Source organism: Citrobacter sp. FP75 (genome assembly GCF_018342065.1).
Classification (GTDB): Bacteria; Pseudomonadota; Gammaproteobacteria; order Enterobacterales; family Enterobacteriaceae; genus Citrobacter.
On sequence record NZ_JAFDOE010000004.1, the window covers coordinates 138006 to 163709 of the forward strand.

Below are 25704 nucleotides of genomic sequence, written 5' to 3' on the forward strand. Positions count from 1 at the left end.
TGATGCTTACGCCATCGTGCCAATCGTCTTTCTAAAGCGGAACAGCGCGATCAGGAAGAACGCGCAGCCGATCGCCAGTAACGTCAGGAACTGCGGCCAGACGATACCAAACCCGGCACCACGATAGAGTATTGCCTGCGCGAGGCTGACAAAGTGGGTGGTCGGCATCGTTAACATGATGTCCTGCACCGCCTGCGGCATACTTTCACGCGGGGTGGAACCGCCGGAAAGCATCTGCAACGGCAGCAGCACCAGAATCATCAGCAGTCCCAACTGTGGCATGGAACGCGCCAGCGTACCCATAAAAATACCGATCGACGTGGTGGCAAACAAACTCAGGGCCACGCCCAGCATAAACAGCGGGATTGAGCCTTCAATCGGCACGCCAAGCACCCCTTTCACCATCAGCATCAACGACAGGCCAGAAACCACCAGCACCACCAGCCCCATCGACCAGATTTTTGCCATCATGATCTCAAACGGCGTCACCGGCATGACCAGCAGATGTTCTATTGTCCCGTGCTCGCGCTCGCGGATCAGCGCCGAGCCGGTGAGCACAATTGCCAGCATGGTGATGTTGTTGATAATCGCCATCACCGCGCCGAAGCGCGCAGGTTCCAGATTCGGGTTAAAGCGCATACGCATTTCCAGCGCCACCGGCGGCTCAGTATTATCGCGGTAACGCGCCACAAAGCTGTTCACCTCACCGCTGATGATATTCTGGATATAGCTGTTGCCGGTAAAAGCCTGGCTCATCCGCGTGGCATCGACGTTAACCTGAATATCCGGCTGCCGCCCGGCCAGCACATCACGCTGAAAGTCAGGTGGGATGTTGACAGCAAAGGTATAGCGCCCGGCATCCAGACCGGCATCCATTTCATCGGCGGTGATCATCTCCGGCGGTAAAAACCACGGGCGATAAAAGCTGTTCACAATGCGATTCGACAGCTGTGACTGGTCCATATCGGCAATGGCAATCGGCGCCAGGTGCAACGACCCCGGCAGCACGGTGGCGGAGGAGTAGACCGAAATCGTAAAGGCGAAGACGATCAGCGTCAGCATCGCTTTGTCGCCCAGCAGGCTACGCAACTCCTTGATGCCAAGATTGTAAATATTGCGTAATCGGCGCATCACCCCTCCTGTTTTTTCAGCAGCAACACGCTCAGACCAATTACCACCGGAATGGCGACCGCCAGCGGGATAAACAACGGCCAGAGATCCGTCAGATCCAGCGCTTTAGAGAACGTCCCGCGCGCGATGGTCAGAAAATGGCTGGTCGGGTAAATTTCGCCAATCCAGCGCCCCGGCCCTTCCAGCGAGGCGACCGGATCGATCATCCCGGAAAACTGCGTCGCCGGGATCAGCGTAATAATCGCCGTACCAAAAATGGCGGCGATCTGGCTTTTCATAAACGTGGAGATTAACAAGCCCAGTCCGGTGGCAATGGTGACATACAGCAGCGCAGCCAGCGTCAAAGTAACAAAACTGCCCTTGTGCGGAACGCCGAACACAAATACCGACAACGCGCACAGCAGCAGGAAGTTCAGCATGCCCAGCACGATGTAGGGCAACTGTTTACCAAGTAAAAATTCGCTGCGGGTGGTGGGCGTAACGTACAGGTTAATAATCGACCCCAGCTCTTTCTCACGCACCACGCTCAGGGCGCTGAGCATGGAAGGGATCATCATCAGCAGCAGCGGGATCACCGCCGGAACAATCGCCGGCAGGCTTTTCACATCGGGGTTGTAGCGATAGCGAGTTTCAATGGTCATCAGCCCGGTTTGCCCGCTGGCATTGGGCTGACGTGCCATCACATCCTGTAGCCAGGTCTGGTGCATCGCCTGCACGTAGCCTCTGACCGTTTCAGCGCGGCTCGGCATTGCGCCATCGACCCAGACGCCAATCTTCACCGGCGTGCCACGCGCGATATCACGGCCAAAATTTGGTGGGATTTCTATCGCCACGGCCACTTCGCCTGAGCGCATCCGTTTGTCCAGCTCGTCATAGCTGTTGAGCGGCGGCTGCTCGATGAAATAGCGCGATCCCGCCAGATTCAGCGTCCACGCCTGGCTGCTGACGGTCTGGTCGCGATCGAGCACCGAAAAACGCAGATTTTCCACATCCATGCTGATGCCGTAGCCCATGATCAGCATCAGGATCACCGTGCCCATCAGCGCTAGCGTTGAACGCACCGGGTCGCGCCGCAGTTCCAGCGCTTCACGGCGGCTGTAGCTAAACAGGCGTCGCAGGCTGAACCCTTGCCGTGGCGGCTGACTGTTTTCATGTACAACCGGCGTATTCACCTGTGTGGGCGTAGCCTCCGGCGCCGGGCCTGCCGCTTCCGCCAGCCAGGAGATAAATGCCTCTTCCAGGGTGGCTGCGCCGCGTTGTTTCACCAGCTCCTGCGGCGTGCCGCTGGCGAGTACTTTTCCGGCGTGCATCAGCGACATACGGTCGCAGCGCTCCGCTTCGTTCATAAAGTGGGTGGAGATAAAAATGGTCACTTTGTCCTGACGCGAGAGATCGACCATCAACTGCCAGAACATGTCCCTCGCCACCGGATCGACCCCGGAGGTCGGTTCATCAAGAATGAGCATTTCCGGGCGGTGAATCACCGCCACCGCCAGCGACAACCGTTGACGGATCCCCAGCGGCAGTGCGCCGGGCAGCGAGTCTTCGACCTCAGTCAGGCTAAAGCGCTCGCTCATCTCTTGTACGCGCCCCGGGATTTCTGCCTCGGGAATATGGAACAGTCGCGCGTGCAGTTCGAGGTTTTGCCGCACGGTCAGCTCGCTGTAGAGCGAAAATGCCTGTGACATATAGCCCACCCGGCGGCGGGTCTCTATGTTCTTCGGGTCAACCGCTTGCCCAAACAGCCAAGCCTCACCTTCGCTGGCAGGCAGCAATCCGGTGAGCATCTTCATGGTAGTGGATTTACCGCAGCCGTTGGAGCCGAGAAAGCCAAAAATCTCCCCGCGCGGAATGCGAAAATTAACGTGGTCAACCGCCACGAATTTACCGAAGCGCATGGTCAGATCTTTCGCCTCGATGGCTATCTCTTCCTGCTCAGCGTGATACGGCGGGATCACCACCGGTTTGTGCGCCTGACGCTGGGCTTCAGGTAACAGTGCGATAAACGCCTGCTCCAGCGTGTCGCTGTTGGTTTGTTCGCGTAGCTGCTGCGCGCTCCCGGTGGCTAACACCTCACCGGCGTTCATCGCCACCAGCCAGTCAAAGCGCTCGGCCTCTTCCATGTAGGCGGTCGCGACCAGCACGCTCATGTTGGTTTGCCGCTGGCGAATGCTGTTAATCAGATCCCAGAATTGGGCGCGGGAAAGTGGATCGACCCCGGTGGTGGGTTCATCGAGAATTAACAGTTCCGGGTCGTGGATTAACGCGCAGCACAGCCCCAGCTTTTGCTTCATCCCGCCCGAGAGTTTCCCGGCAGGACGATCGCGAAACGGCGCCAGTCCGGTGCTGTTCAGCAACTCGGTAATCCGCGCTTCGCGCTCGGCTTTGTCATGTCCGAACAGCCGGGCGAAGAAATCGACGTTCTCATACACCGACAGCGTGTGGTACAGGTTTTTCCCCAACCCCTGCGGCATCCAGGCAATGCGCGGGCAGACATCGCGGCGGTGCTTCGGGTCCCGCATATCGCCGCCCAGCACCATCACGTTGCCGTGTTCAATGACCCGCGCGCCGGAGATAAGCGACAGCAGGCTCGATTTCCCGACGCCATCCGGGCCAATCAACCCCACCATGCAGCGGGCGGGGATATCCAGCGTGATATTATTCAGCGCTACCGTTTTCCCGTAATGCTGACTCACGCCGTCAAGGTGCGCCACGGGAGGAACGGGAACCAGCGCCAGATGCGTCATTGTGGCAACCTCACAGCCAGGTCGTCAGGCCAGGGGCGGTTTTCATCGACACGCACCCAGGCCATCCCCGGCAGACCGGTTTTCACGTACTCCAGATGTTGCTGCAACAATTCTGGCGGGATACGCGCTTTGACGCGGAACATCAACTTCAGCCGTTCATCGCTGGTTTCGACCGTTTTCGGCGTGAATTGCGCCACGCTTGCCACAAAGCTGATGGTCGCCGGGATGCGCAGATCCGGCGCGGCATCCAGTACCAGCCGTGCTTCACCGCCAATCTTCAATAAACCCGCCTGTTCGGTAGGTAAGAAGAACGTCATGTAGACATCGCTGAGATCGACCATATTCAGCACCCGTCCGCCGGCGGCAAGCACTTCACCCGGTTCGGCCACGCGGTACTGCACGCGACCATCGCGCGGCGCTTTAAGCTCGCTGTCATCAATGTCTGCCGCAATGCGTCGTTCGGTGGCCTGTGCGGCTTCGACGCGGGTTTGCGCCTGAATGATGCTGGTACGGGCGGCTTCAATAGCCGCTTTCGCCGCTGAGACCTGCGCCTTTGCTGACTCCAGCGCCGCGCGCGCGCTTTCTGCGGCAGCCCGATCGTCATCCAGTTGTTGCTCAGACACCGCTCCGCGTTGGGACAAAGAACGGGAACGCACGTGACGTTTAGAGACAGATTGCAGTTCCGCCTCGCGCTGTTTCACCACCGACTGCGCGGCACGCATTTCGCTTTGCCGCTGTTCCAGCAGCGCGCGCGCCGCCGCCACCGCGCTTTCGGCCTCTTTGATTTGGGCAATAGATTCCAGCCGCTGCTCCTGCAACACGCGGGTATCCATTTTTGCCAGCACCTCGCCCTGGCGAACGAACTGCCCTTCCGATACGAGGATCGTATCGATACGCCCGGCAATCTTGGTGGCGATATCCACCTCCGTGGCTTCAATTCTGCCGTTGCTGGCCGCGAACCCTTCCGGTATCCCCGCAGGACGCAACATCCACCACGCAGTTACAGCAACCACCACCAAAATACCCGCGCCCCACCACACCAGATGACGCTTAATCTTATCCATATTCGACCCGCCGTAATCCCTGTTATTAAACGATGCGTGTCACAAAGCCCACTGAACAGCTATTCAGCGGGAAATTCCATCCGGGATGAGAAGGAATGAGAGACAAAGGCCAGACGGCGGACGGACGTCAGGACGACGTTCACCGCAAAGGAAGTGAATGACAAAGATGCTGTAAAATCGGGTAGTTAATGTTGTCATCATCAGCGTTCCTGGCCGGAAATGAAACACGCATACTCATAACTGCTATCTATTGAATACTAACATCTGGATTCGATATGTCTATTCGGTTGTGGCTTCCAGTTATGCCATATTGCGCTTTGGCGCAGGAAATATTTCGTATATCAACGATTGATAAACAGAGGCAATTATAAACATAATCAATAATTATCCATCCTTATAATAGCGGCTCATTTACCGATCTCGTTATGGCGAGGCTCCTGTACAAATACAAGTTACCGCCCTGCTGGTATCGAGAGAGACCACTCAGGGAAATACAGGCATCCATCGAATCAAGGTGTTGCCAAGGTAACTTCTGACGATTTCACCATCGGACAGATACGTTGTTCAGTGCTAAAACCAGGACGTAGGGATCTGCCTGCGCTAACCCTGTCTTGTTCGCCCCTATGAGAGATTTTTATAGGGAATTACACCATGTCATCTATGCCACTCTGCGCCGCCCATCATCCTATGCCGGATTTTAACGGCGATGCTATCGCGCAATATATGCGCACCGATTTTATTACCCTGCCGGAAAGTCTCAGCGTGAACGGCGCCCGCGAATACTTTGTCTCCCAGCTCACGACGGATGATATTCCAGGCCAGGTTTTTGTTGTGGCTGGGAAAACGCTACGCGGGGTGTTATCCATCAAGCGCTTATTGCAGGAAAAAGATACATCGCTGAACATCAACCATCTTACGGACAGCTGTTTGTTTCAGGTTAATCCAGATGATGAACGGGCACAGGTCGTTGCCGAGTTAGCCGAACGCAAACTGGATCTGGTTGCTGTCGTTGAGAAAGGCGAGCTGGTCGGTTGTCTGATGGAAAAAGAGATCGCTCATCTGCAGGAAGATGATGTTACCGAAGATGTTCAGCTTCAGGGGGCGACGCTGCCGCTGGAAAAACCCTATCTGGAGATTAGTCCATGGACATTGTGGAAAAAACGCTCGGTCTGGCTTCTGTTGCTGTTTGTCGCAGAAGCCTATACCAGCAGCGTTCTTCAGCATTTTGAAGAGGCGCTGGAATCCGCGATCGCACTGGCCTTTTTTATTCCACTATTAATTGGTACTGGCGGCAACAGCGGTACGCAGATCACCTCGACGCTGGTACGTTCAATGGCGCTGGGGGAAGTACGGCTGCGCGATATGGGCCGGGTGATCCGCAAAGAAGTTTCAACTTCGCTGCTGATCGCTTTGACGCTGGGTCTGGCAGGCTGCTTGCGCGCCTGGATGATGGGTATCGGCATGGAAATCACGCTGATCGTCAGTCTGACGCTGGTCTGCATTACGCTGTGGAGCGCCGTGGTGTCATCAGTGATCCCCATGGTGCTCAAGCGTATCGGCATTGATCCCGCTGTGGTTTCCGCCCCGTTTATCGCCACGCTTATCGACGGTACCGGCTTGATTATCTACTTTAAAATCGCCCAGTATTTTCTTGGTCTGAACTAATGATAACGCCCGGCAGCTCAGGTTGTCGGGCGTCACTGTCAGGCAGGCATGTACACAGACATTAAAGTTGTCTCCTTTAACATGAAAAAGACTTTAAAGTTGTCTACTTCTTCAGATAGACCTACTTAACAGGATACTAAGTAGGTCATCTCCTTTCTCGCGTAGCATCTCTCGACGTTCACAGCAGAGGACACGTTTCAAAATGTCATCCAAAATTTTTTTCCATTATCTGACGTTGGGTGATTTTGATGGTCAGCGAGTAGAGGCTTTAACAATGTGGGTTGCCCTGAGCAAAGTAAGGGAAGTAGATGTACCAGAAATGTACGCGTTTCCTTGCATGAAGGGGGGCATCTTAAAGCTCATTGATTAAACAAACTCACTATGCCGCTACAAACAGCCCAAAACCGTCACTTGATAACGTGTTATTTAGATAAATTAATGCTCAGGGCTTTTAGCCAAACTGTCACTTGATGTAAGAATCCAGAACCTTCAGCACAACGTCCAGGTCTTCTTCTCGTTTCTGTTCTTCACTTTCATGAACAATATGTTCAGTCAAATGTCCTTTAATCACTTCACGCAATAAACCATTCACGGCACCACGTATGGCGGCTATTTGTTGCAGTACAGCGGCACATTCGTGAGGTTCATCAAGCATTTTTTTCAGCGCAGCAACCTGCCCCTGGATCTTGCTTGTACGTGCTTTCAGTTTTTGTTTATCGCGGATGGTATGTGACATGTGGGCTCTCACTCTCCTGGATATTTTATGTAACTATACCAGCGTTATTCTACTGGGGGGTAGTATATTTTACTGGGGGGGAGTAGAATCCGGCCTACACTTAATAACCAAGAATGATTCTCATGAACGAATTTACGACACTTCTTCAGCAAGGCAACGCATGGTTTTTCATCCCCAGCGCCATTCTGCTTGGCGCGCTTCATGGACTGGAGCCCGGGCACTCCAAAACAATGATGGCAGCATTCATCATTGCTATAAAAGGCACCGTACGTCAGGCCGTGATGCTGGGTGTCGCGGCAACATTGTCGCACACTGCAGTCGTATGGCTGATTGCTTTTGGAGGGATGTATATCAGTAATAAATTTACCGCAGAATCAGCCGAACCCTGGCTACAGATGGTCTCTTCAGTGATCATCCTTGGTACGGCTTTTTGGATGTTCTGGCGAACCTGGAGCGGTGAGAAAAACTGGCTGGAGGGAATGCAGGAGAATGAACATCATCACCATGACGAAACAAGGTTGATCGATACTGGCCATGGAAAAGTTGAACTGTCCATTTTTGAAGAAGGACAACTTCCCCACTGGCGGCTACGCACTCTTAGTGGCCAAAGATGGGCTTCTGAAGATATCTCATTAACCACACTTCGGGAAAACAGTACGATCTCTCAGACTTTTGAATTTGTTGATCATGGTGATTATCTGGAGTCAACATCTCCCATCCCTGAGCCTCACAGTTTCAACGTACGTCTGTCTCTGGGACATCGTGGTCATGTCCATGACTATGATGTGGCGTTCGCTGAACACGACCATGACCATGACCACTCTGAGCTTGATGGGCTGGATGTGAATTCGAAAGAGTATCAGGACGCTCACGAACTGGCTCATGCCAATGACATAAAACGCCGCTTCGACGGGAAAGAAGTAACCAACGGGCAAATCCTGATATTTGGACTGACAGGAGGGCTTATCCCTTGCCCGGCAGCTATAACTGTATTGTTGATCTGCCTTCAGCTTAAAGCGCTTACGCTGGGTGCCACACTGGTTGTTTGTTTCAGTATCGGCCTGGCATTGACCCTCGTAACGGTTGGAGTGGGTGCGGCGATCAGCGTTCGTCAGGTCGCCAAACGCTGGAGTGGCTTCAATACCATCGCCAGAAGAGCCCCCTATATTTCAAGCGCCCTGATTGCTGCTGTTGGGATTTACATGGGTATACATGGCTGGAATGGGCTGGTGCATTAACACCGGTACTGATGACACACACTCTGGGTACTTACAAAGTACATCCTAAGCGCCACCGTTGAGGTTATGAGCAGAAAAACCCGGAATATAAAGCTGCTCTTTCCGGGACTTGTTGCTGAGGCAGGGATTAAGTAACTGATTAAATCCATTCCCATAAGACTCAATGATAAATGAAAGAATAAAAAAAACGCTCCCGAATGGGAGCGTAAGCCAGTGACTTCGGCGTCAAATGAGGGTCTAACAAGTGGAGCTGCGGGTTAATTCTGGGTGATCTGGCTGCGATGCTTTTCAGCCTGCTGCTGATGAATAACGGAAGACTGACCATTATTCGCCTTCTCGTGCACAACAGCGGCTTTTTCATGCTCGTTCATTTCTGAAAATGACGTTGCTGATTCGTTGGTGGCCCCTGGTTTGCCTTTCATCATTTTTTTATGCATCTCCGCCATGTCCTGGTGGGCAGAAGCGTTGCCGTTTTGCATCATTTCATGGGACATTGCAGCCTGATCGTGTCCGCTCATATCCATCATTGTCATACTGTCTCCCTGAACAGCGCTTTTTTCAGAGGTTGACTGCATCTGATGGGCGGGTGCCTGGGCATTATTTACCTGGTCATGCATGTTCATTGTCTCTGCAGCCATGGCGGATGAAGCGACAGCCATAATGGCAACAAATGATACAAGGATCTTTTTCATGGTTGGGTCTCCGGTGTTTTCATACCCAAACAATCAACGGCTTATAACAGAGAAAGCATTTGATCTCAGGGCGGGTTATTCATCACTCCAGGAACCAGGCGATTGCGTTATCACTCTGCTCCTGATTTATGTATGATTATAAAAAACCGCCTCTGTTTATCGCGTGACTGAATGATGACAATTTTGTCACCTTCCAGGTTTCTCCTGAAGAACGGGATTAATCCATTAACAGGCGCACTTTGAACACAATTTCCCGCCCCTGCTGTTCTGCTGACAGCTCGCCGCCGTGAGCATGAATGATCGACCTTGTAATTGATAATCCCAGCCCCGCGCCTTCCGTGTTGTAGAACCTTGATGAGTCTGCGCGATAGAACCGGTCAAACAAACGTTCCAGATTAGCGGGAACCTGGCCGGACATCGTATTCGTAATCATCACGTTCACACAGTCACTGTCACGCTCAAGGTGTATCGCTGTACAGGTGTTATCGGGAGAATACTTGATTGCATTGGAAAGCAGGTTACTGAAAGCACGTCGGAGCATATCGCTGTCTCCGGCAACAACGCCCTCTCCTTCAACCGTGATTGTCTTTCCTGTTTCGTCTGCCAGGGGCTCGAACAACTCACGTAATTCATTCAGTTCGGCTGCCAGATCCACATCATGTTTATCCAGCCGCAGCAGACCATGCTCTGAACGTGCCAGAAAAAGCATGTCACTGGTCATTCGTGACAACCTTTTCAGTTCTTCCAGGTTAGCGAATAAAATTTCGCGGTAATGCGAAACATCCCTTTCCTTAGCCAGTGCAAACTGCGTCTGCATCATCAGATTACTGACTGGTGTGCGCAGCTCATGCGCGATGTCAGACGAGAAATCTGACAGTTTCCGGAATGCCCCCTCCAGGCGATCAAACATATTATTGAACTCCTGCATGGTCTCAGAGATTTCCGGCGGAGCCAGATCGGGATTTAGACGCTGATCCAGGCTGTGTACAGTCATGGAGGAAGCCAGACTGGTCATTTCCCGTAACGGTTTCAGACCAATACGTGTGGTCAGCCAGCCCAGAAAAACAGAAATAAAGACCAGACCGATATTGAACCAGAACAGCCAGGTACTGAGTTTGTCCATAAACAGGGTGTGATACCCAGTATCCGTGGCAACCGTAATGATGACATGTTTGCTTTTACCCTGTTCCGGCGTCACGGCAACCCGCCGCGAGATACTGCGGTACACGGTGTTATTTTCTTCCGTCTGGATCATATAGTCGAGAATATCACCCGACTTATTAAGCAGGACCGCTGGAACAACAGAATTTTTGGCATAGAGTTCAACAATTTTTTCATTTTCCATGTTTTTTATAGAAATGAATAAACCATTGTGCCCTACCATCGCATCGTTTATTTTTTCTGATAATGACTTAATATCCGTTTTGTTCCGGAACGTCTCTGTTTTAAGAAACTCTTCGGTGAGCTGAAGTTTACCTGTCAGAAAATCGCGGTCCTGATTATCGAAATAGCCATTAAGGGTGCTAATCAGGATAAAACTTGATAACCACCATACCGTAAGCATCACCGCAGAAAAAATCAGGCTCAGGCGTGTGGTCAGGGAAATTTTGAACCTCACTCTTCTCTGATCTCCAGGACATATCCGGCACCGCGAACGGTATGGATCAGTTTTGGCTCAAAGTCATCATCAATTTTACTTCTCAGACGTCTCACGGCGACATCAATCACATTCGTATCACTGTCAAAATTCATGTTCCAGACCAGGGACGAGATAAGACTCCTGGGTAACACTTCTCCGGTGCGTTGCAGCAGCAACTCAAGCAGAACGTATTCTTTACCGGTGAGATGGATCTTCTTCCCCGAACGGATCACGGTCCGGCGCACCATATCAACGGTCATATCGGCGATGGTGCAGACTGTTGCGGCCTGCGAGCGTGCCCGGCGCAGTAGGGTTCTTACACGTGCAACCAGCTCCGTAAAATCAAAGGGCTTAATCAGGTAGTCATCTGCGCCAAGCTCCAGTCCTTTCACTTTGTCCCGCACGTTGTCCTTTGCGGTTAAAAACAGGACCGGTTCTTCGTGCCCGGACTCCCTCAGTGCGCTGATGATTTGCCACCCGTCGAGGAAAGGCAGCATCACGTCCAGTATTATCAAATCATACTGTCCCTTCGACGCGGCCCCGAGACCATCGCGGCCATTATTAAAGAGATCGGCCTGATAGCCTTCCTCAACCAGTCCCTGCTGCAGGTAACGACCTGTTTTTTGTTCGTCTTCAACGATTAAAATACGCTGCATGGTCAACTCGCTGATATGAAAGTAAAAATCTCACGCATGAGCTTTGGCTGTCCCCTAGCTGACCTGAGACGGAGCAAGCATTCCGAGCCACGCTACGGCGCCCAGAATGATAATCGCAACAACGAATTCTGTCAGGATGCTGTTTCGCATCAGGGCAACGCTGCGATCATAATTCCCTTCCCTGACCATAACTTCAAGCCGGGGACCCAGGTGAAACCGGTTTGCTGCAGCCAGAAGAAGCATCAGAACAAACAGAGCCGTCTTGGCAAGCAATATCCTCCCCCAGGAACTGTTGAATAAGGGAGTTAAGTTACCCTCAGCAATATACAGATAGTTGACCAGCGCACTCAGGATCAGGGCTACAACAATCACCGTTCCTGCCGTGGCAAATTTTGCCAGGGAGTCAGATATCACAATGACGCTCTGTGCATTATGCTCGTTTCTGCGCATCAGCAGGATAGCAAATGCAACCAGAGCACCTGTCCAGGCACCTGCAGCACCGAGATGGGTCAGATCGCTCAGTAAATGGAGATAGTAATGCAGACCGTCATGCATAACGGCGTGTCCTCCCCAGGCAAGTGTAGCCAGCGCCACGCCCCCACTCATCGTCATCAGCAGGCAGGACAATACTCTCTTATTAGTGTAAAGGAACAAAGCACCGAGTGTGGTAAACAGGGCACAGAGCCTGACAATCCAGCTAATACCCACATCAGTTTCTTCTATCACCATCTCGATAACATGGATGGATAATTCTCTGAGGTCAGTTACTCCACTCATGGCATTAGATACCAGGAGCATATTAATGCCAGTAAGAATGATGCCTGTAACAACAGCAAAGGTTATAAACGACCTGAAATTAGTCAGGTTATAGGTTTCATGTCTGACACCGCTTATTCCATATATCTGAAAAAATGGCAATCCAAATATTACCATCAAATCCAGATAAAGAAGAAAACGAATAACAATCATAATCAGGTCGTTCATAATATTACTTCACTGTAAAGGTGTAATTACCGGTAATAGGGTGCGTATCTGAAGAAACCGCGCGCCAGTCAACACGATAAGTGCCAGCGGGTAAAGGCTCTCGCGGAATAATGACCATCGATTTAGGGTCAGCGCCTGGCGCCACTTTTGCCGCGACCGGCATCGGAGAATGTGATGACATGCCTTTCATACCCGTCATCGTTAATTTTGCACCTGAGAATTTCACGGTCAGATTTTCCGAGAAATTAAGCTGAATCTTTTCCGGGGCCGCTACGGCTGAATCAGCCTGTGGCACAGAGCTTTTTAATTCCGGATGGGCCATAGCAGAGAAAGCAACGCCCATAACGAGGCCACCTGTAAGAATGGCTTTATTTAAAATCGACATTTTATTTACCTGTTTAGTTGAGTGTTTTATATCAGTGCGTTAAAACCAGATTCTGGCTCCCGCCAGGAATACTACCTGATGGTCTTTCTCACCTTCTCTTTTCGCCATATCGGATGTTTTCCCGTAAAGTTGATTCCAGGAAACGCCTATATAGGGTGCAAACTCACGGCGTATTTCATAGCGCAGCCGGAGCCCCAGCTCTGTGTCAGTCAGTCCCCTGCCGCGACCCCGCGATTCATCATCCTGACTGTAGAAATTCACCTCATAGGATGGCTGGAGTATGAGCCGGTTAGTCAGTAAAACGTCGTATTCTCCTCCCAGACGAAGGGCTGCTTTTCCGCCATTACTGACAAAACCCGTAATTTCAGACTCAAAATTATAGAGTGCCAGCCCCTGAAAACCGACAGCAGCCCAGGTCCGGGCAGAAGCAGGTCTGAAATCCTGCCTGACACCCGCAACCAAATCCCACCATGGGCCAACCGCATGTCCCCAGAGTAACTGCGCTTCAGCCGCCTCCGTTTCCCCATTGCTTCGTTCACCTTCACTCTTTAGCCAAATCCGATCTGTGTCGCCTCCAATCCAGCTGTTAACACTCCAGCTGAAATTGTTGGTGTTATCCGACCGTTGCCATTCCAGTTGATCCAGCAGAACCAGATAATTAATCGCACTGTCGTGAATCGCATGCCCCTGTAAATTGCCGAATGCAGCCTTCCGGTCGGCATCGGTAACAGGCGGAATTGGCGTTCTGCTCTCAGTTACAATGGGCTCCATTGACGTCATCTCAGTGAAATTCTCATCTGCTGGCATCTGCATGGCAGACATGTCGTGCCCGGCGTGGGGATCTGCAGAGACGGAGCCCGCCGCAATAGAAAGCGGTGAGGTAAACAAACCGGCGACCAGAACAGGTATGGCCTTCAAATTTCTCTTCATTCGCATCATTCCTCCACCCGGACTTCACGAAACATTCCCATTTCCATGTGATAGAGCAAATGGCAATGATACGCCCAGCGGCCAAGCGCATCTGCTGTCACTCTGTAACTGCGTTTTGTACCAGGGGGAACATCTATTGTGTGTTTACGAACCATGAAATTACCGTTTTCATCTTCCAGATCGCTCCACATACCATGCAGGTGAATGGGGTGAGTCATCATGGTATCGTTGATCAGCGTGATCCTGAGCCGCTCACCGTATTTCAGCAGCACCGGTGCGGCATCTGAAAACTTGATTCCGTTAAATGACCAGGCAAACTTTTCCATGTGGCCGGTTAAATGCAGTTCTATGGTACGGCCAGGTTCACGTCCGTCAGGATCCTCAAAGCGGCTTTTCAAATCCGCGTACGTGAGAACCTTTCTTCCGTTATTTCGAAGACCAATACCCGGATCATTTAATTTCGGAGAGACGCTCATCGCCTGCATATCAACCAGTGGGTTATCCGTTTCTGACGCAGGATGACTTTGCATACCCGGCATTCCGGCCATCCGGGAATGATCCATACCGGCCATGCTGCTGTGATCCATGGGCGCGGAGGATGTCCCGCTATCCGGAAGGTCAGCACCGTCCATAGACATCATCTCTCCGCTGTTATCCATGCCTCCCATCTGGCTGTGGTCCATTCCTGCCATATCATGTCCCATTCCCCCCATACCCATATCTTCCATGGTCAACAGAGGACGGGGATCGAGGGGGGGAACGGCAGCACTTAACCCCTCTCTCGTGGCCAGTGTCCCTCGAGCGTAACCGGTCCTGTCCATGGATTGTGCGAAGATGGTATAGGCCTCACCCTGAGGCTCCACAATGACATCATAGGTTTCGGCAACGGCAATCCTGAATTCGTCAACGGTAACCGGGTTTACATACTGGCCATCTGCAGCCACGACCGTCATTTTCAGCCCGGGGATACGGATATCGAAATAGGTCATTGCCGAGCCGTTGATAAACCGTAAGCGTATCTTTTCACCGGGACGGAACAGTCCGGTCCAGTTTTTCAGCGGGGCCTGCCCGTTCATGAGATAGGTGTAGGTGTAGCCACTGACATCCGCGAGGTCAGTCGGATTCATTTTCATTTCAGCCCACATTTTCCGATCGGCAATGGTGGCTGACAGCCCCCTGGTATTCACGTCGCGGAAAAAAGAGCCAACGGTTGGTTTATTGAAATTGTAGTAATCCGACTGTTTTTTTAATTTTTTCAGCAGGCTGTGAGGATTTTCATCGGTCCAGTCAGACAACATGACCACATGCTCACGATCGTAAGCAAACGGTTCTGGCTCCCTGGCATCGATGATAATGGCACCGTATACCCCCTCCTGTTCCTGCAGACCGGAATGGCTGTGGTACCAGTAAGTCCCGTTCTGCTTAACCTTAAAGGTGTAAACGTAGGTATCATCAGGCTCTATGCCCATAAAACTCAGCCCCGGAACACCATCCATATTGGCCGGAAGAATAATGCCGTGCCAGTGAATGGACGTCTGTTCATTAAGACGGTTTTTGACCTTCAGGGTAATGGTGTCACCTTCTTTCCAGCGAAGAACGGGCCCCGGCAGGCCTCCATTGATTGTTTTGGCCTGACGCTCACTGCCCGTGATATTGACGGCCGTTTCACCAATGGTCAGGTCAAACTGAGTACCCTGCAGGGATGCGGCAACTGGCAGGCTCAGACTGGAACGCGCATTGAAACTCCATACGCCAAGACTTCCGGCTACGCCAGAGAGGGTTAACCCCTTCAGGAAAGTTCGTCGAGACGTTTTCAACAGCATGCGCATTCCCTTATTTAAAGTATGGTTACTGACAGAATTCGAGAACCGATTTAAATTAAATTACTGGTTCATCCACTTACAATGAAATGAATCTAGCACACCTTAAGAAACAAATTCATTACAATCGTGTAATGTACATAGCTGTATTACATTTACGTCATCTTCCCCACAGGTTGATTATTTTTATATATGATCATAAGGACATCTTTTATGTACCTCAGAAGGTAATTACACATGAATATATTAATCACGACCACTGCGTTTACAGCTTTATTTTGTGGGGCAGCTTTTGCTCAGTCCAGTGATATTGCCCATGAAGCACATCGATTTGTTAATAATGCCTCAGCCGTCAGTCATGTGAATTCCTCGACGCATGAAAACTTACCGGACAGGGTTAATAAAAACAACACGCCCTCATTCTCTGAAATGAATGAACATGAAAGGGCCATTGTTGCTCATTCATTTATGAACAACAGCGCGTCCTATGCGCATCAGAAAATGATTGAGGAACATAAAAAAATGCTGTCCGGCAGTGATGCAAATTCAAAGACCTCGTCTTCTTCTTTTAACGAACTGAATGCCGGAGAAAAAGCCGCTCTCGTGCATGAGCAGGTCAATAATGCCGGTGCGGAAGCACATCAGACGCAGGCAAGAAAGCTTCGCGGGCTGTATTCGACCAGGTAACTGCAGGCGGGTTAGTGCTTAGCGTCAGGTGCGCAGCAGGGCTTTACTGACGGGTTACGTAGCAGGACATGAGCCCCATATTGCTCTGCCGTAACCTGTTTCAGTCCCGTTAATCATCACCGTCGGGCTGGTCATACAGTTCCCAGAGCTTCAGGAGCAAACGGGAAACAAGATATGTTACAAAAATGACGACCATCAACGGTGCTCCCGATTAACTGACAGATGACACGCCTCCTGAAAACCCCTAGCATACGCCGCAGTGTTCATGCTAACGGCGAATTCCAGTAAATGTATTCTACCGATGTCGTAAAAGAAAATGCCTACCTTTCAGCCACCCGCTCGGGGCTGGAATCGAACGAGATCGCTACTCTTCAGCGCTCCTTGCCTTCCCGGTTTAATCTGCGGCATTTGAAAAAAAATGAATCATTAAAACTCGTACTGCAAAAGAAAGCGGGAAAATCACGTGTCGTGGCCTATAAATTTACGTCCGGTTCATTTAATTACACGGCGTATCGTATATCAGATAAAAAGTTCTATAACCTTTCCGATACTTCCGGGAAAGGCAGTCTCGATTATCCGTTACCGGCCACAGCAAGACTCAGTTCGCCTTTCAATCCTGCAAGGCTTAACCCGGTATCGGGAAAAGTGAGTCCCCATAATGGCATTGATTATTCCATGCCCATGAACACGAAAATAGTCAGCGTCATCGACGGAAAAATCACCCGGGCCGAATACAACAGTACCATGGGATATTTTGTTGAAGTAACGGGAAAAGCCGGTGTTAAAACTCGCTATCTCCACCTCAATAAAATACTCGTTACTAAAGGGGCCAGGGTTACACGGGGAGGTGCTATTGCGTTATCCGGTAACAGCGGACGTTCATCCGGTCCTCATCTGCATTACGAGCTGGTCATCAATAACAACCCTGTTAACTCTCTGGCGTTCCGGGCAGCGGCACCCGCTGATAACAAACTCGAACAGCATGCCTTTGCGCATGCCAGAGACTACGAACGATACCTGGACTGATAACGGGACCGCGACGCGGCCCCGTCTGCCGGATTAATTTTTTTTATCGTTTTCACTTCCGTGATGTTGATGATCCCCATGCCCTCCGTGGCCGTGGAAAAGATGCATTAGCGGGCAGACCAGCAATAACAGATATGGCCAGTAACCTGCCACATGTGACCAGTGTTCGCGCAGGAGGGCAAATGCCGCGATCGCGGCGACAGCAATAAGCGCATAGGTGGTACTTTTCATACTGGACTCCTTCTGTTCGTAACTGACCCTTCACTCAGTGTTATTTCCCGAGCCTGACACTTTTCAGACGCAACGCATTCACAATGACGCTGACGGAGGAAAGAGCCATGGCCGCCGCCGCAATAACTGGCGACAGCAGTATTCCATACACAGGATAAAGCAGACCTGCAGCCACAGGCACGCCAAGTGCGTTGTAGATAAATGCAAAAAACAGATTCTGACGGATATTTTTCATGGTGATCTCTGACAGATGACGGGCCCTGTTCAGTATCATCAAGTCGCCTTTGAGAAGGGTGACTCCGGCACTTTCAATTGCCACATCTGTACCCGTTCCCATGGCTATACCCACGTCAGCCGCTGCCAGCGCCGGGGCATCATTCACACCGTCTCCGGCCATCGCAACCACATGGCCAGACTCTTTCAGTCGGGTTATCACTGCTTTTTTGCCATCCGGCAGAATTCCGGCTTCAACCTCATCTATTCCCAGTTTCCGTGCGACTGCTTCAGCAGTAAGCTGGTTATCCCCGGTGAGCATAACAATGCGGATCCCCGCCTGACGCAAAGCTTTAAGCGCATCCGGCGTGGTTGTTTTCACGGGATCCGAGATAGCTATCAGGCCTGCAAGGTCCCCGTCTGTGGCCACATAGATAACGGTAGCGCCTTCCATCCGCAACGTATCCGCAACGGCCTTTTGATTATCAATAACGATACTGTTTTCCTGCATAGCCAGTTCATTACCAATAACAACCCGTTGACCTTCGACATCGCCTGAGACACCTTTACCCGACGGTGCATCGAAATGAGTGACTGCGGGTATTGCGATCCCCTTTTCCTGTGCTGCTTTAACTACTGCCATACCCAGCGGATGCTGCGAGCCTTTTTCCACTGCGGCTGTTACACGCAAAAGAGATGTTTCCCCACCCGGATTGAGACTGATAATCCCTGTCACCGTAGGCGAACCTTCCGTGAGCGTGCCTGTTTTGTCGACAACCAGCGTGTCCACTTTTTCAAGACGCTCAAGGGCTTCGGCATTCCTGATTAACACCCCGGCCTGGGCTCCTTTGCCCACCCCCACCATTATCGACATCGGCGTGGCCAGCCCCAGCGCGCAGGGACAGGCAATAATCAGGACCGACACAGCCGCAATGAGACCGTGCGCCATCCTGGGCTCGGGCCCCCAGACAGACCAGATCACGAAAGCAACAACCGCGATAAGTATCACCAGAGGAACAAACCAGCCTGAAACGCTGTCAGCCATTCTCTGGATGGGGGCACGCGAACGCTGTGCATCAGCGACCATCTGAACAATTCGTGAGAGCATTGTTTCATCACCGACTTTCTCTGCACGGATGATGAGACTCCCTGTCTGATTAATGGTCCCCCCGATGACAGGGTCACCCTCCGTTTTGGTAACCGGCATAGATTCCCCGGTCACCATCGATTCATCAACGGTTGTTTTGCCTTCGATCACAATACCGTCGACCGGAATACTCTCTCCTGGTCTGATGCGGAGCTTATCGCCAGGCAGAACATCTTCCGCATTAATATCCGTTTCATGACCGTCATGATCCAGCCGCCTGGCGGTTTTGGGGGCAAGATTCAGTAGTGCAGTAATGGCACCTGAGGTTTGTTCCCGTGCCCGCAGCTCAAGAACCTGTCCCAGCAGAACAAGCACCGTAATAACTGCTGCGGCTTCAAAATAAACGGCCACCAGGCCATCCATGTTTCTGAACGATGCAGGAAACCAGGAGGGGAAGACGGTTGCAATGACGCTGTACACCCAGGCTACGCCGGTGCCCATTGCAACAAGGGTAAACATATTCAGGGAGCGGTTACGTAACGACATTCCGGCCCGGGCGAAGAATGGCCAGCCACACCACAACACGACAGGAGAGGCCAGAAGCAGCTGCAGCCATGTGTTGTACTGTGGCGGTACTGTATTCCTCAAGGCGGGAAACAGATGAGATCCCATTTCGAGTACCAGAACCGGAAACGCCAGCAACAACCCCAGCCAGAAGCGTCTTGTCATGTCGCGAAGTTCATCACTTGGCCCCGTGGATGCCGTAGCTACGAGCGGCTCCAGTGCCATTCCACAGACAGGACAGCTTCCGGGACCACTGCGGCGTATCTCCGGGTGCATCGGACATGTCCACACACCTTCAGAATTCTCTTTCTCCGCCTGGTGGTGAGGCTGTTTTATCTGATCAGGGCTGACTTCGTGATGATCGTGGTGATGGTGATGGGAATGTTCACTGGCATCTTCGGTAAGATAACGATCGGGATGGGCTTTAAATTTACTCTCACAGCTGGCGGAGCAGAAATAAAGTTGATGGTCCTGGTATCGAATGCTGCTGTGCGCCCTGTCGGGCAGGATGTCCATCCCGCACACGGGATCTCTCACCTTATGCAATACGTGGCCCTCGTCCGGGGATAATGTCTGCTCAGAAGCAGTCTGGTTGTTGTGTTGCACTGCATTGTCATTTTTCACAGTAACTCTCCTTATGCATACCGAAGCATCTTCTGTCTTCAGGGTATGTCATGGATGCGATTACCACGAATGCCGCCGGCATAAGAGTGCCTGCTGCCGGCGTCCCGTTATCAGCCGTTCCGCTGACTATTCGATTCGCTGGAAGACTTTTTTACTTCCATCCGGTGAGAATGCGATAACATCGTAAGCCTCTTTTCGGGCTCCCATCTCCATTCCAGGACTTCCTGCTGGCATACCGGGGGTGGCGAGACCGTATATACCTGAACCAGACTGCATTGCCTTATGTATCGTTGTCGCAGGCACATGGCCTTCAATGATCAAATTACCGGCAACCGCGGTATGACAACTTCGCAGTCCTGCAGGAATAGCATGCTTTTCTTTCAGGGCTGACAGCACCTGATCATTCATGACGTGAGTTCGTACTTCAAACCCGTCTTTTTCTATCGCCTTGCCCCACAGGGAACAACAGCCACAGTTTTCAGATTTGTACATATCAATCACTTTTTCACTCGCCATCGCGGGCAGTGAAAGGCCGAGAGCCAGCGCCATCAGAACCACTTTTTTCATACTCACCTCTGTATATTATCGATTTAAACCCTGACGTCAGGGTGAATCAGTAAAGAAGGACACCCACAGGGGGTGCCCTTTCAGGTTCAGGACACGCTTTTTTTATGTCTGCGCAGCCAGATTAATTTGTAGGCGGCAGGAATAATGAACAGGGACAGCAGCGGAGCCGTGATCATCCCACCAATCATGGGTGCCGCGATACGGCTCATGACTTCTGAACCTGCACCGGTTCCCCAGAGTATTGGCAGCAGACCCGCAATGATCACCGCCACGGTCATGGCTTTCGGCCGGACACGCAGTACGGCACCATGATAGAGGGCTTCATCAAGGCCTTCCGGTGTGAACGTCTCTTTACGGGACAATTCCGGGTGCGCTTCAATGGCATGACGCAGATACATCAGCATGACCACGCCAAACTCTGCTGCCACCCCGGCCAGAGCGATAAACCCCGTTCCGGTTGCGACTGACATATGGAAGCCCTGCCAGTACAGGAACCATATCCCGCCAACCAGGGCGAACGGCAGGCTCATCAGGATCAGCAGGGCTTCATCAACCCGGCGGAATGCCAGATACAACAGGATGAAGATGATCATCACCGTCATCGGCACCATCAGCTTCAGTTTCTTGTTGGCATGCTCAAGCAGTTCAAACTGTCCGGAGAATGACACGCTGGTACCCGGTCTCAGTTTCACTTTCTGACTGATCGCCGTTTTAATGTCATTAACCACCGACACCATATCCCTGCCGCGCGCGTCAATGTAAATCCAGCTGGCTGGACGGGCATTTTCCGTTTTCAGCATAGTCGGCCCGGAAACGACCTTAATATCCGCAACATCGCCCAGCGTGATCTGCTGCTTCATCGGGGTCAGGATCGGCATCTGTTTCAGGGCCTGCGGGCTGTTCCGGTAATCCTGCGGATAGCGGATATTAATCGGGTACCGGGCCACGCCTTCAACCGTTTCCCCTACCGTCGCGCCGCCGATGGCTGATGAGATGAACAGCTGCACATCGCCCACCGTCATTCCGTAGCGGGAGGCTTTTTCCCGGTTGATATCCACATCAATGTAGCGCCCGCCTTCCAGTCGCTCTGCGAGAGCAGACACTACGCCGGGTACGGTTTTGGCGACCGCTTCGATACTCTGCGCCGTTGCATCGATATCGGACAGAACCGTTCCGGACACCTTGATACCTATCGGGCTTTTGATCCCGGTTGAGAGCATATCAATACGGTTACGGATTGGCGGCACCCAGAGGTTTGCCAGCCCCGGTAAACGGACGGTCCTGTCGAGTTCTTCAATAATCTTGTCAATCGTCATGCCTGGACGCCACTGATCCTCAGGTTTGAGCTGGATCGTGGTTTCAACCATTTCGAGCGGTGCGGAATCCGTGGCGGTCTCTGCTTTACCGGTCTTGCCAAATACAGAGGCCACTTCAGGAACGCTTTTGATTAACTTGTCCGTCGTCTGCAGGAGCGCTGCAGCTTCAGCCGGAGAGACACCCGGCAGGGTCGACGGCATATACAACAGGTCGCCCTCGTTAATCTTCGGCAGAAACTCACCGCCCACCTGGCTCAGCGGCCAGATAACGGTGAAAATGGACAAGGCCGCAACCAGCAGGGTTGTTTTTGGCCAGTGGAGAACCCGCAACAGCAATGGATGATACGCTTTGATCAGTACCCGGTTCAGGGGGTTACTGGTCTCTGCAGGAATTTTCCCCCGGATCCAGAATCCCATCAGAATCGGAATGACGATGATGGCCAGCACGGCCGCGCCCGCCATGGAGTACGTTTTCGTGAATGCCAGCGGGCCAAACAGACGTCCTTCCTGACCTTCCAGGGTAAAGATAGGAATAAAGGACAGGGTGATGATCAGCAGGCTGATAAACAGTGCGGGTCCCACTTCAACGGAGGCATCGGTAATCACCTTCCAGCGGGTGGCGTTGTCAATCTGCTCACCCGGATGCTGATGATCCCACTCCTCAAGCCGCTTATGCGCATTCTCAATCATCACAATGGCGGCATCCACCATCGCACCGACGGCAATCGCTATCCCTCCCAGCGACATGATATTGGCGTTCAGTCCCTGGAAGTGCATGACGATAAAGGCGATACACAGACCAAGCGGCAGAGAGATAATCGCCACCAGGGCAGAACGTACGTGCCACAGGAACAGGGCACAGACGATGGCCACCACGATAAACTCTTCCAGAAGTTTGGAACTGAGGTTATCAATCGCCCGGTCGATGAGCTGGCTGCGATCGTAGGTGGTCACGATTTCAACGCCTTCCGGCAGGCTGGCCTTCAGCGTCTCAAGTTTATCCCTCACTGCCGTGATAACGTCGCGTGCATTTTTACCCGACCGCAGGATCACCACGCCGCCAGCGACTTCGCCCTGGCCGTTCAGCTCGGCAATACCACGCCGCATTTCAGGCCCGGTCTGCACGCGGGCAACATCCCGCAGATAAACCGGCACGCCGTTCTCGCCTGTTTTCAGGACGATGTTATTAAAATCATCAATGCTCTGAAGATAACCGCTGGCACGGACCATATACTCAGCTTCGGCCATTTCAACGGATGAGCCACCGGCCTCCTGGTTAGACGATTCAAGGGCCTGTTTCACTTCGGGCAGGCTGATACCATACTGAGACAGTTTTACCGGATTGACCTGAATCTGGTACTGTTTCACCACGCCGCCAACCGAAGCGACCTCAGCCACGTTCGGGATGGTTTTCAGCTCAAATTTCAGGAACCAGTCCTGCAGAGAACGCAGTTCTGAAAGGTCGTGTTTTCCGCTGCGATCGACAAGGGCATATTCAAATATCCAGCCCACCCCCGTGGCGTCCGGACCGATTTCAGAACTCACACCGGCGGGCAGTTTTCCCTGTACCTGGTTCAGGTACTCCAGCACGCGGGAACGGGCCCAGTACAGATCGGTGCCGTCTTCAAAAATGACATACACATACGAATCACCGAACTGTGAAAAACCACGCACGGTTTTTGCGCCAGGCACGGACAGCATGGTGGTGGTAAGTGGATAGGTGACCTGGTTTTCTACAATCTGCGGGGCCTGGCCGGGATAGCTGGTTTTGATAATGACCTGCACATCTGACAGGTCAGGCAAGGCATCGACAGGCGTGTTAATAATCGTCCATGTGCCCCAGATGCTGAGAAACAGGGCCCCCATCATGACCAGGAAACGGTTGGCGACAGAGCGCCGGATAATCCATTCAATCATCGTCGTCTCCTCAGTGCCCTGAATGCATATTTACAGGCTGGTCAGACATTGCTGGCATACTGCTTTCTGTTTTTTCAGGGTGGCGCATACGTTCCAGTGCGCCCGTAATATTGGCTTCAGAGTCAATGAGGAACAGGCCACTGACCACCACGGTATCGCCTTCATTCAGGCCGGAGCCGATGCCGGACTGTTGCTGTGACTCATGCAGAACGTGGATCTGTTTCGGCACAAACTTGCCTTCATCATCAACAGTAATCACGCGCTGTTCTTTGCCGGTATCGATAACGGCCTGGCTTGGTATCAGCAGCATCTCCTGGCTTCTGGTATTCAGTTTCAGATAGGCATTCATGCCCGGCTTGAGAAACTCATCCTTATTAGAAACCTGGAGACGGACCTGAAGCGTACGGGTTGTCTGATCCACGCTGGGAAGAATATTCCATTTTTCGACATGGAATGTTTTATCCGGATAAGCCGGTACCGAAATTTCAAACTGCGACGTATCTTTCAGCAGATAGGCGATAGATTCTGGCACTGCAGCGCTGATCCAGACCGGGTCCATTCCCTGAATCTGAGCCACCACCTTATCTTTCGAAATATTCATGCCGGTGCGCAGGTCAAATGCAGTAATGACACCATCAATAGGTGCTTTAATGGTAAAACGGGTCTGAATGCTCCGGGTAGAACGCAGTCTCTGAATATCCTCTTCCGGCATACCTGCCAGGCGAAGCCGTTCCAGAACGCCTTTAATTTGCGTGGAAGTACCACCGGTGCTGGATAACAGAAGGAATTCACTCTGTGCTTCCACCCAGTCCGGAATGGTAATATCGATAAGTGGCGTCCCCTTCTTCACATGATCGCCAATCGTCATGGGGTAGACTTTTTCGACAAACCCGTCAGAACGCGCCTGCACAATAACAAACTGATACTCGTTATAGCTGACATTAGCCGGGATTGTCTGAGAATAATTCAGCATTCCTCGCGTGACTTTTTGCGTTTTTAATCCCAGATTCTGAACCTGGGTTGGGTCGATACGGATCCCGCCACTGCTTTTATCGCCACTGTCATCAGCATATTTTGGCACCAGGTCCATATCCATAAAGGGCGATTTTCCGGGTTTATCAAATTTGGTATCCGGTTTCATTGGGTCATACCAGAAAAGCACCTTTCGTTCCGGTGCCTTTTGTTCTGTTTTTTCTGTCTTTTGTGCTGAGTTTACATACTGCCAGGCAGTAACCGATATCAGCCCCCCTGCTATGAGGCTGCTGATAATTATTGCAGCATATTTTATCTTTAAAGAAGCCATACAATTTTCCGCTAAAAAATCAAAACACCTGGCATATGCGCCTGACGGTTAACTCACACATATACCTATGTGAATGTACAGGCGCACAGGATGTAATCGCTCCGGACAGCCAATCAGGACTGCGTCACGTTAATGCTTTTGAGTAAGGAGATATTGCCCTGCTGAATAAACGAGAAATCGACATGGTTGCCTGTTTTCAGGGCATTAATAGCATCGTCTGCATTAACAAAAGTAAAGCGCATGGTCATTGCAGGCCAGCCCACCGCTGGAATTGCTTCATGCGAAATGGTGATTTTCTTAGTATTCATATCAATGTCTTTAACGACACCGGTGCCCTTGATAACTTGCTGTACCGAAGCATCACTGGCAGTATTCATATCGCCATGCTGATGTGTTTCAGCATGAAGACCGGTAGAAAACATGACAGAGAAGGCACCAAATAAAACGGCTTTAAGTGAATTACGCATTTTAATTTCCTGATT

21 protein-coding genes and 1 riboswitch are annotated in these 25704 nt (G+C 51.7%); of the genes, 4 read left to right on the plus strand and 17 right to left on the minus strand.

The window, feature by feature from the left end:
- Window positions 1–6 precede the first annotated feature (6 nt).
- From JQ822_RS15260 to JQ822_RS15270, 3 genes are read right to left on the minus strand one after another with little or no spacing between them, the layout of a single operon-like run.
- Window positions 7–1131, minus strand: coding sequence for an ABC transporter permease (locus JQ822_RS15260; protein WP_213134188.1), 1125 nt, complete (start codon window positions 1129–1131; stop codon window positions 7–9).
- Entirely contained in the window at window positions 1131–3878 is a 2748-nt protein-coding gene (gene rbbA / locus JQ822_RS15265) for a ribosome-associated ATPase/putative transporter RbbA (protein WP_213134189.1), read from the minus strand. The genes JQ822_RS15260 and rbbA overlap by 1 nt, the downstream gene beginning before the upstream one ends.
- Window positions 3875–4942 (minus strand): HlyD family secretion protein, encoded by a 1068-nt coding sequence (locus JQ822_RS15270; RefSeq protein ID WP_213134190.1) that lies wholly within the window; start codon window positions 4940–4942, stop codon window positions 3875–3877. Before JQ822_RS15270 ends, rbbA begins: the two co-directional genes overlap by 4 nt.
- A gap of 412 nt (window positions 4943–5354) precedes the next feature.
- A riboswitch (M-box (ykoK) riboswitch) is annotated at window positions 5355–5538 on the plus strand.
- Window positions 5539–5593: 55 nt separating this feature from the next.
- Between JQ822_RS15270 and JQ822_RS15275 the strand changes: the two genes are divergently transcribed.
- Entirely contained in the window at window positions 5594–6607 is a 1014-nt protein-coding gene (locus JQ822_RS15275) for a magnesium transporter (RefSeq protein ID WP_213134191.1), read from the plus strand.
- 463 nt (window positions 6608–7070) lie between these two features.
- Here JQ822_RS15275 and rcnR read toward each other — a convergent pair whose 3' ends face one another.
- Window positions 7071–7343 (minus strand): Ni(II)/Co(II)-binding transcriptional repressor RcnR, encoded by a 273-nt coding sequence (gene rcnR, locus JQ822_RS15280; protein ID WP_000019951.1) that lies wholly within the window; start codon window positions 7341–7343, stop codon window positions 7071–7073.
- A 122-nt stretch (window positions 7344–7465) separates the two neighbouring features.
- On the opposite strand from rcnR, the gene JQ822_RS15285 reads away from it, so the two are divergent.
- Complete coding sequence (locus JQ822_RS15285) at window positions 7466–8581, plus strand: nickel/cobalt efflux protein RcnA (protein WP_001572377.1); 1116 nt, start codon at window positions 7466–7468, stop codon at window positions 8579–8581.
- 257 nt (window positions 8582–8838) lie between these two features.
- Here the strand turns inward: JQ822_RS15285 and JQ822_RS15290 are convergent, their stop codons facing one another.
- From JQ822_RS15290 to pcoA, 7 genes are all read right to left on the minus strand, one after another.
- Window positions 8839–9273: a hypothetical protein gene (locus JQ822_RS15290; protein WP_000723070.1), complete on the minus strand. Its 435-nt coding sequence runs from the start codon at window positions 9271–9273 to the stop codon at window positions 8839–8841.
- 217 nt (window positions 9274–9490) lie between these two features.
- A complete protein-coding gene (gene pcoS, locus JQ822_RS15295; protein ID WP_001211180.1) occupies window positions 9491–10891 on the minus strand; it encodes a copper resistance membrane spanning protein PcoS in 1401 nt (466 codons plus the stop codon).
- Window positions 10888–11568: a copper response regulator transcription factor PcoR gene (gene pcoR, locus JQ822_RS15300; protein ID WP_001188930.1), complete on the minus strand. Its 681-nt coding sequence runs from the start codon at window positions 11566–11568 to the stop codon at window positions 10888–10890. The genes pcoS and pcoR overlap by 4 nt, the downstream gene beginning before the upstream one ends.
- A gap of 54 nt (window positions 11569–11622) precedes the next feature.
- Entirely contained in the window at window positions 11623–12501 is an 879-nt protein-coding gene (pcoD, locus tag JQ822_RS15305) for a copper resistance inner membrane protein PcoD (RefSeq protein WP_229692861.1), read from the minus strand.
- Between the two features lie 55 nt (window positions 12502–12556).
- Complete coding sequence (gene pcoC, locus JQ822_RS15310) at window positions 12557–12937, minus strand: copper resistance system metallochaperone PcoC (protein ID WP_000025662.1); 381 nt, start codon at window positions 12935–12937, stop codon at window positions 12557–12559.
- Window positions 12938–12976: 39 nt separating this feature from the next.
- Window positions 12977–13867: a copper resistance outer membrane transporter PcoB gene (pcoB, locus tag JQ822_RS15315; protein ID WP_074133539.1), complete on the minus strand. Its 891-nt coding sequence runs from the start codon at window positions 13865–13867 to the stop codon at window positions 12977–12979.
- A gap of 5 nt (window positions 13868–13872) precedes the next feature.
- Complete coding sequence (gene pcoA / locus JQ822_RS15320; protein WP_000925242.1) at window positions 13873–15690, minus strand: multicopper oxidase PcoA; 1818 nt, start codon at window positions 15688–15690, stop codon at window positions 13873–13875.
- 234 nt (window positions 15691–15924) lie between these two features.
- Between pcoA and JQ822_RS15325 the strand changes: the two genes are divergently transcribed.
- A complete protein-coding gene (locus JQ822_RS15325; RefSeq protein ID WP_001023257.1) occupies window positions 15925–16374 on the plus strand; it encodes a copper resistance protein in 450 nt (149 codons plus the stop codon).
- A 288-nt stretch (window positions 16375–16662) separates the two neighbouring features.
- Window positions 16663–17400, plus strand: a complete 738-nt coding sequence (locus JQ822_RS15330; RefSeq protein ID WP_000287501.1) for a peptidoglycan DD-metalloendopeptidase family protein — start codon at window positions 16663–16665, stop codon at window positions 17398–17400.
- Between the two features lie 33 nt (window positions 17401–17433).
- Here the strand turns inward: JQ822_RS15330 and JQ822_RS15335 are convergent, their stop codons facing one another.
- The 6 genes from JQ822_RS15335 to cusF form a co-directional block, all read right to left on the minus strand.
- Window positions 17434–17631, minus strand: a complete 198-nt coding sequence (locus JQ822_RS15335) for a DUF2933 domain-containing protein (RefSeq protein ID WP_000843494.1) — start codon at window positions 17629–17631, stop codon at window positions 17434–17436.
- Window positions 17632–17671: 40 nt separating this feature from the next.
- Window positions 17672–20119, minus strand: coding sequence for an Ag(+)-translocating P-type ATPase SilP (silP, locus tag JQ822_RS15340; RefSeq protein WP_023331515.1), 2448 nt, complete (start codon window positions 20117–20119; stop codon window positions 17672–17674).
- A gap of 126 nt (window positions 20120–20245) precedes the next feature.
- Window positions 20246–20686, minus strand: coding sequence for a DUF411 domain-containing protein (locus JQ822_RS15345; protein ID WP_137397184.1), 441 nt, complete (start codon window positions 20684–20686; stop codon window positions 20246–20248).
- Between the two features lie 86 nt (window positions 20687–20772).
- Window positions 20773–23919: a Cu(+)/Ag(+) efflux RND transporter permease subunit SilA gene (gene silA, locus JQ822_RS15350; protein WP_137397185.1), complete on the minus strand. Its 3147-nt coding sequence runs from the start codon at window positions 23917–23919 to the stop codon at window positions 20773–20775.
- Window positions 23920–23929: 10 nt separating this feature from the next.
- Window positions 23930–25222 (minus strand): Cu(+)/Ag(+) efflux RND transporter periplasmic adaptor subunit SilB, encoded by a 1293-nt coding sequence (silB, locus tag JQ822_RS15355; RefSeq protein ID WP_000157620.1) that lies wholly within the window; start codon window positions 25220–25222, stop codon window positions 23930–23932.
- 113 nt (window positions 25223–25335) lie between these two features.
- Window positions 25336–25689 (minus strand): cation efflux system protein CusF, encoded by a 354-nt coding sequence (cusF, locus tag JQ822_RS15360; protein WP_137397186.1) that lies wholly within the window; start codon window positions 25687–25689, stop codon window positions 25336–25338.
- Window positions 25690–25704: the final 15 nt, after the last annotated feature.

Excerpts from the sequence above, each read along its gene's own strand:
- JQ822_RS15275 (WP_213134191.1), top strand. The coding sequence starts at position 5,594 with ATGTCATCTATGCCACTCTGCGCCGCCCATCATCCTATGCCGGATTTT.
- JQ822_RS15285 (WP_001572377.1), top strand. The coding sequence starts at position 7,466 with ATGAACGAATTTACGACACTTCTTCAGCAAGGCAACGCATGGTTTTTC.
- pcoB (WP_074133539.1), bottom strand. The coding sequence starts at position 13,867 with ATGAAGAGAAATTTGAAGGCCATACCTGTTCTGGTCGCCGGTTTGTTT.
- cusF (WP_137397186.1), bottom strand. The coding sequence starts at position 25,689 with ATGCGTAATTCACTTAAAGCCGTTTTATTTGGTGCCTTCTCTGTCATG.
- JQ822_RS15335 (WP_000843494.1), bottom strand. The coding sequence starts at position 17,631 with ATGAAAAGTACCACCTATGCGCTTATTGCTGTCGCCGCGATCGCGGCA.
- pcoC (WP_000025662.1), bottom strand. The coding sequence starts at position 12,937 with ATGTCGATTTTAAATAAAGCCATTCTTACAGGTGGCCTCGTTATGGGC.
- pcoD (WP_229692861.1), bottom strand. The coding sequence starts at position 12,501 with ATGGTAATATTTGGATTGCCATTTTTTCAGATATATGGAATAAGCGGT.
- JQ822_RS15330 (WP_000287501.1), top strand. The coding sequence starts at position 16,663 with ATGTATTCTACCGATGTCGTAAAAGAAAATGCCTACCTTTCAGCCACC.
- JQ822_RS15270 (WP_213134190.1), bottom strand. The coding sequence starts at position 4,942 with ATGGATAAGATTAAGCGTCATCTGGTGTGGTGGGGCGCGGGTATTTTG.
- pcoR (WP_001188930.1), bottom strand. The coding sequence starts at position 11,568 with ATGCAGCGTATTTTAATCGTTGAAGACGAACAAAAAACAGGTCGTTAC.
- JQ822_RS15325 (WP_001023257.1), top strand. The coding sequence starts at position 15,925 with ATGAATATATTAATCACGACCACTGCGTTTACAGCTTTATTTTGTGGG.
- pcoA (WP_000925242.1), bottom strand. The coding sequence starts at position 15,690 with ATGCTGTTGAAAACGTCTCGACGAACTTTCCTGAAGGGGTTAACCCTC.
- silB (WP_000157620.1), bottom strand. The coding sequence starts at position 25,222 with ATGGCTTCTTTAAAGATAAAATATGCTGCAATAATTATCAGCAGCCTC.
- rcnR (WP_000019951.1), bottom strand. The coding sequence starts at position 7,343 with ATGTCACATACCATCCGCGATAAACAAAAACTGAAAGCACGTACAAGC.
- silA (WP_137397185.1), bottom strand. The coding sequence starts at position 23,919 with ATGATTGAATGGATTATCCGGCGCTCTGTCGCCAACCGTTTCCTGGTC.
- JQ822_RS15260 (WP_213134188.1), bottom strand. The coding sequence starts at position 1,131 with ATGCGCCGATTACGCAATATTTACAATCTTGGCATCAAGGAGTTGCGT.
- JQ822_RS15345 (WP_137397184.1), bottom strand. The coding sequence starts at position 20,686 with ATGAAAAAAGTGGTTCTGATGGCGCTGGCTCTCGGCCTTTCACTGCCC.
- rbbA (WP_213134189.1), bottom strand. The coding sequence starts at position 3,878 with ATGACGCATCTGGCGCTGGTTCCCGTTCCTCCCGTGGCGCACCTTGAC.
- JQ822_RS15290 (WP_000723070.1), bottom strand. The coding sequence starts at position 9,273 with ATGAAAAAGATCCTTGTATCATTTGTTGCCATTATGGCTGTCGCTTCA.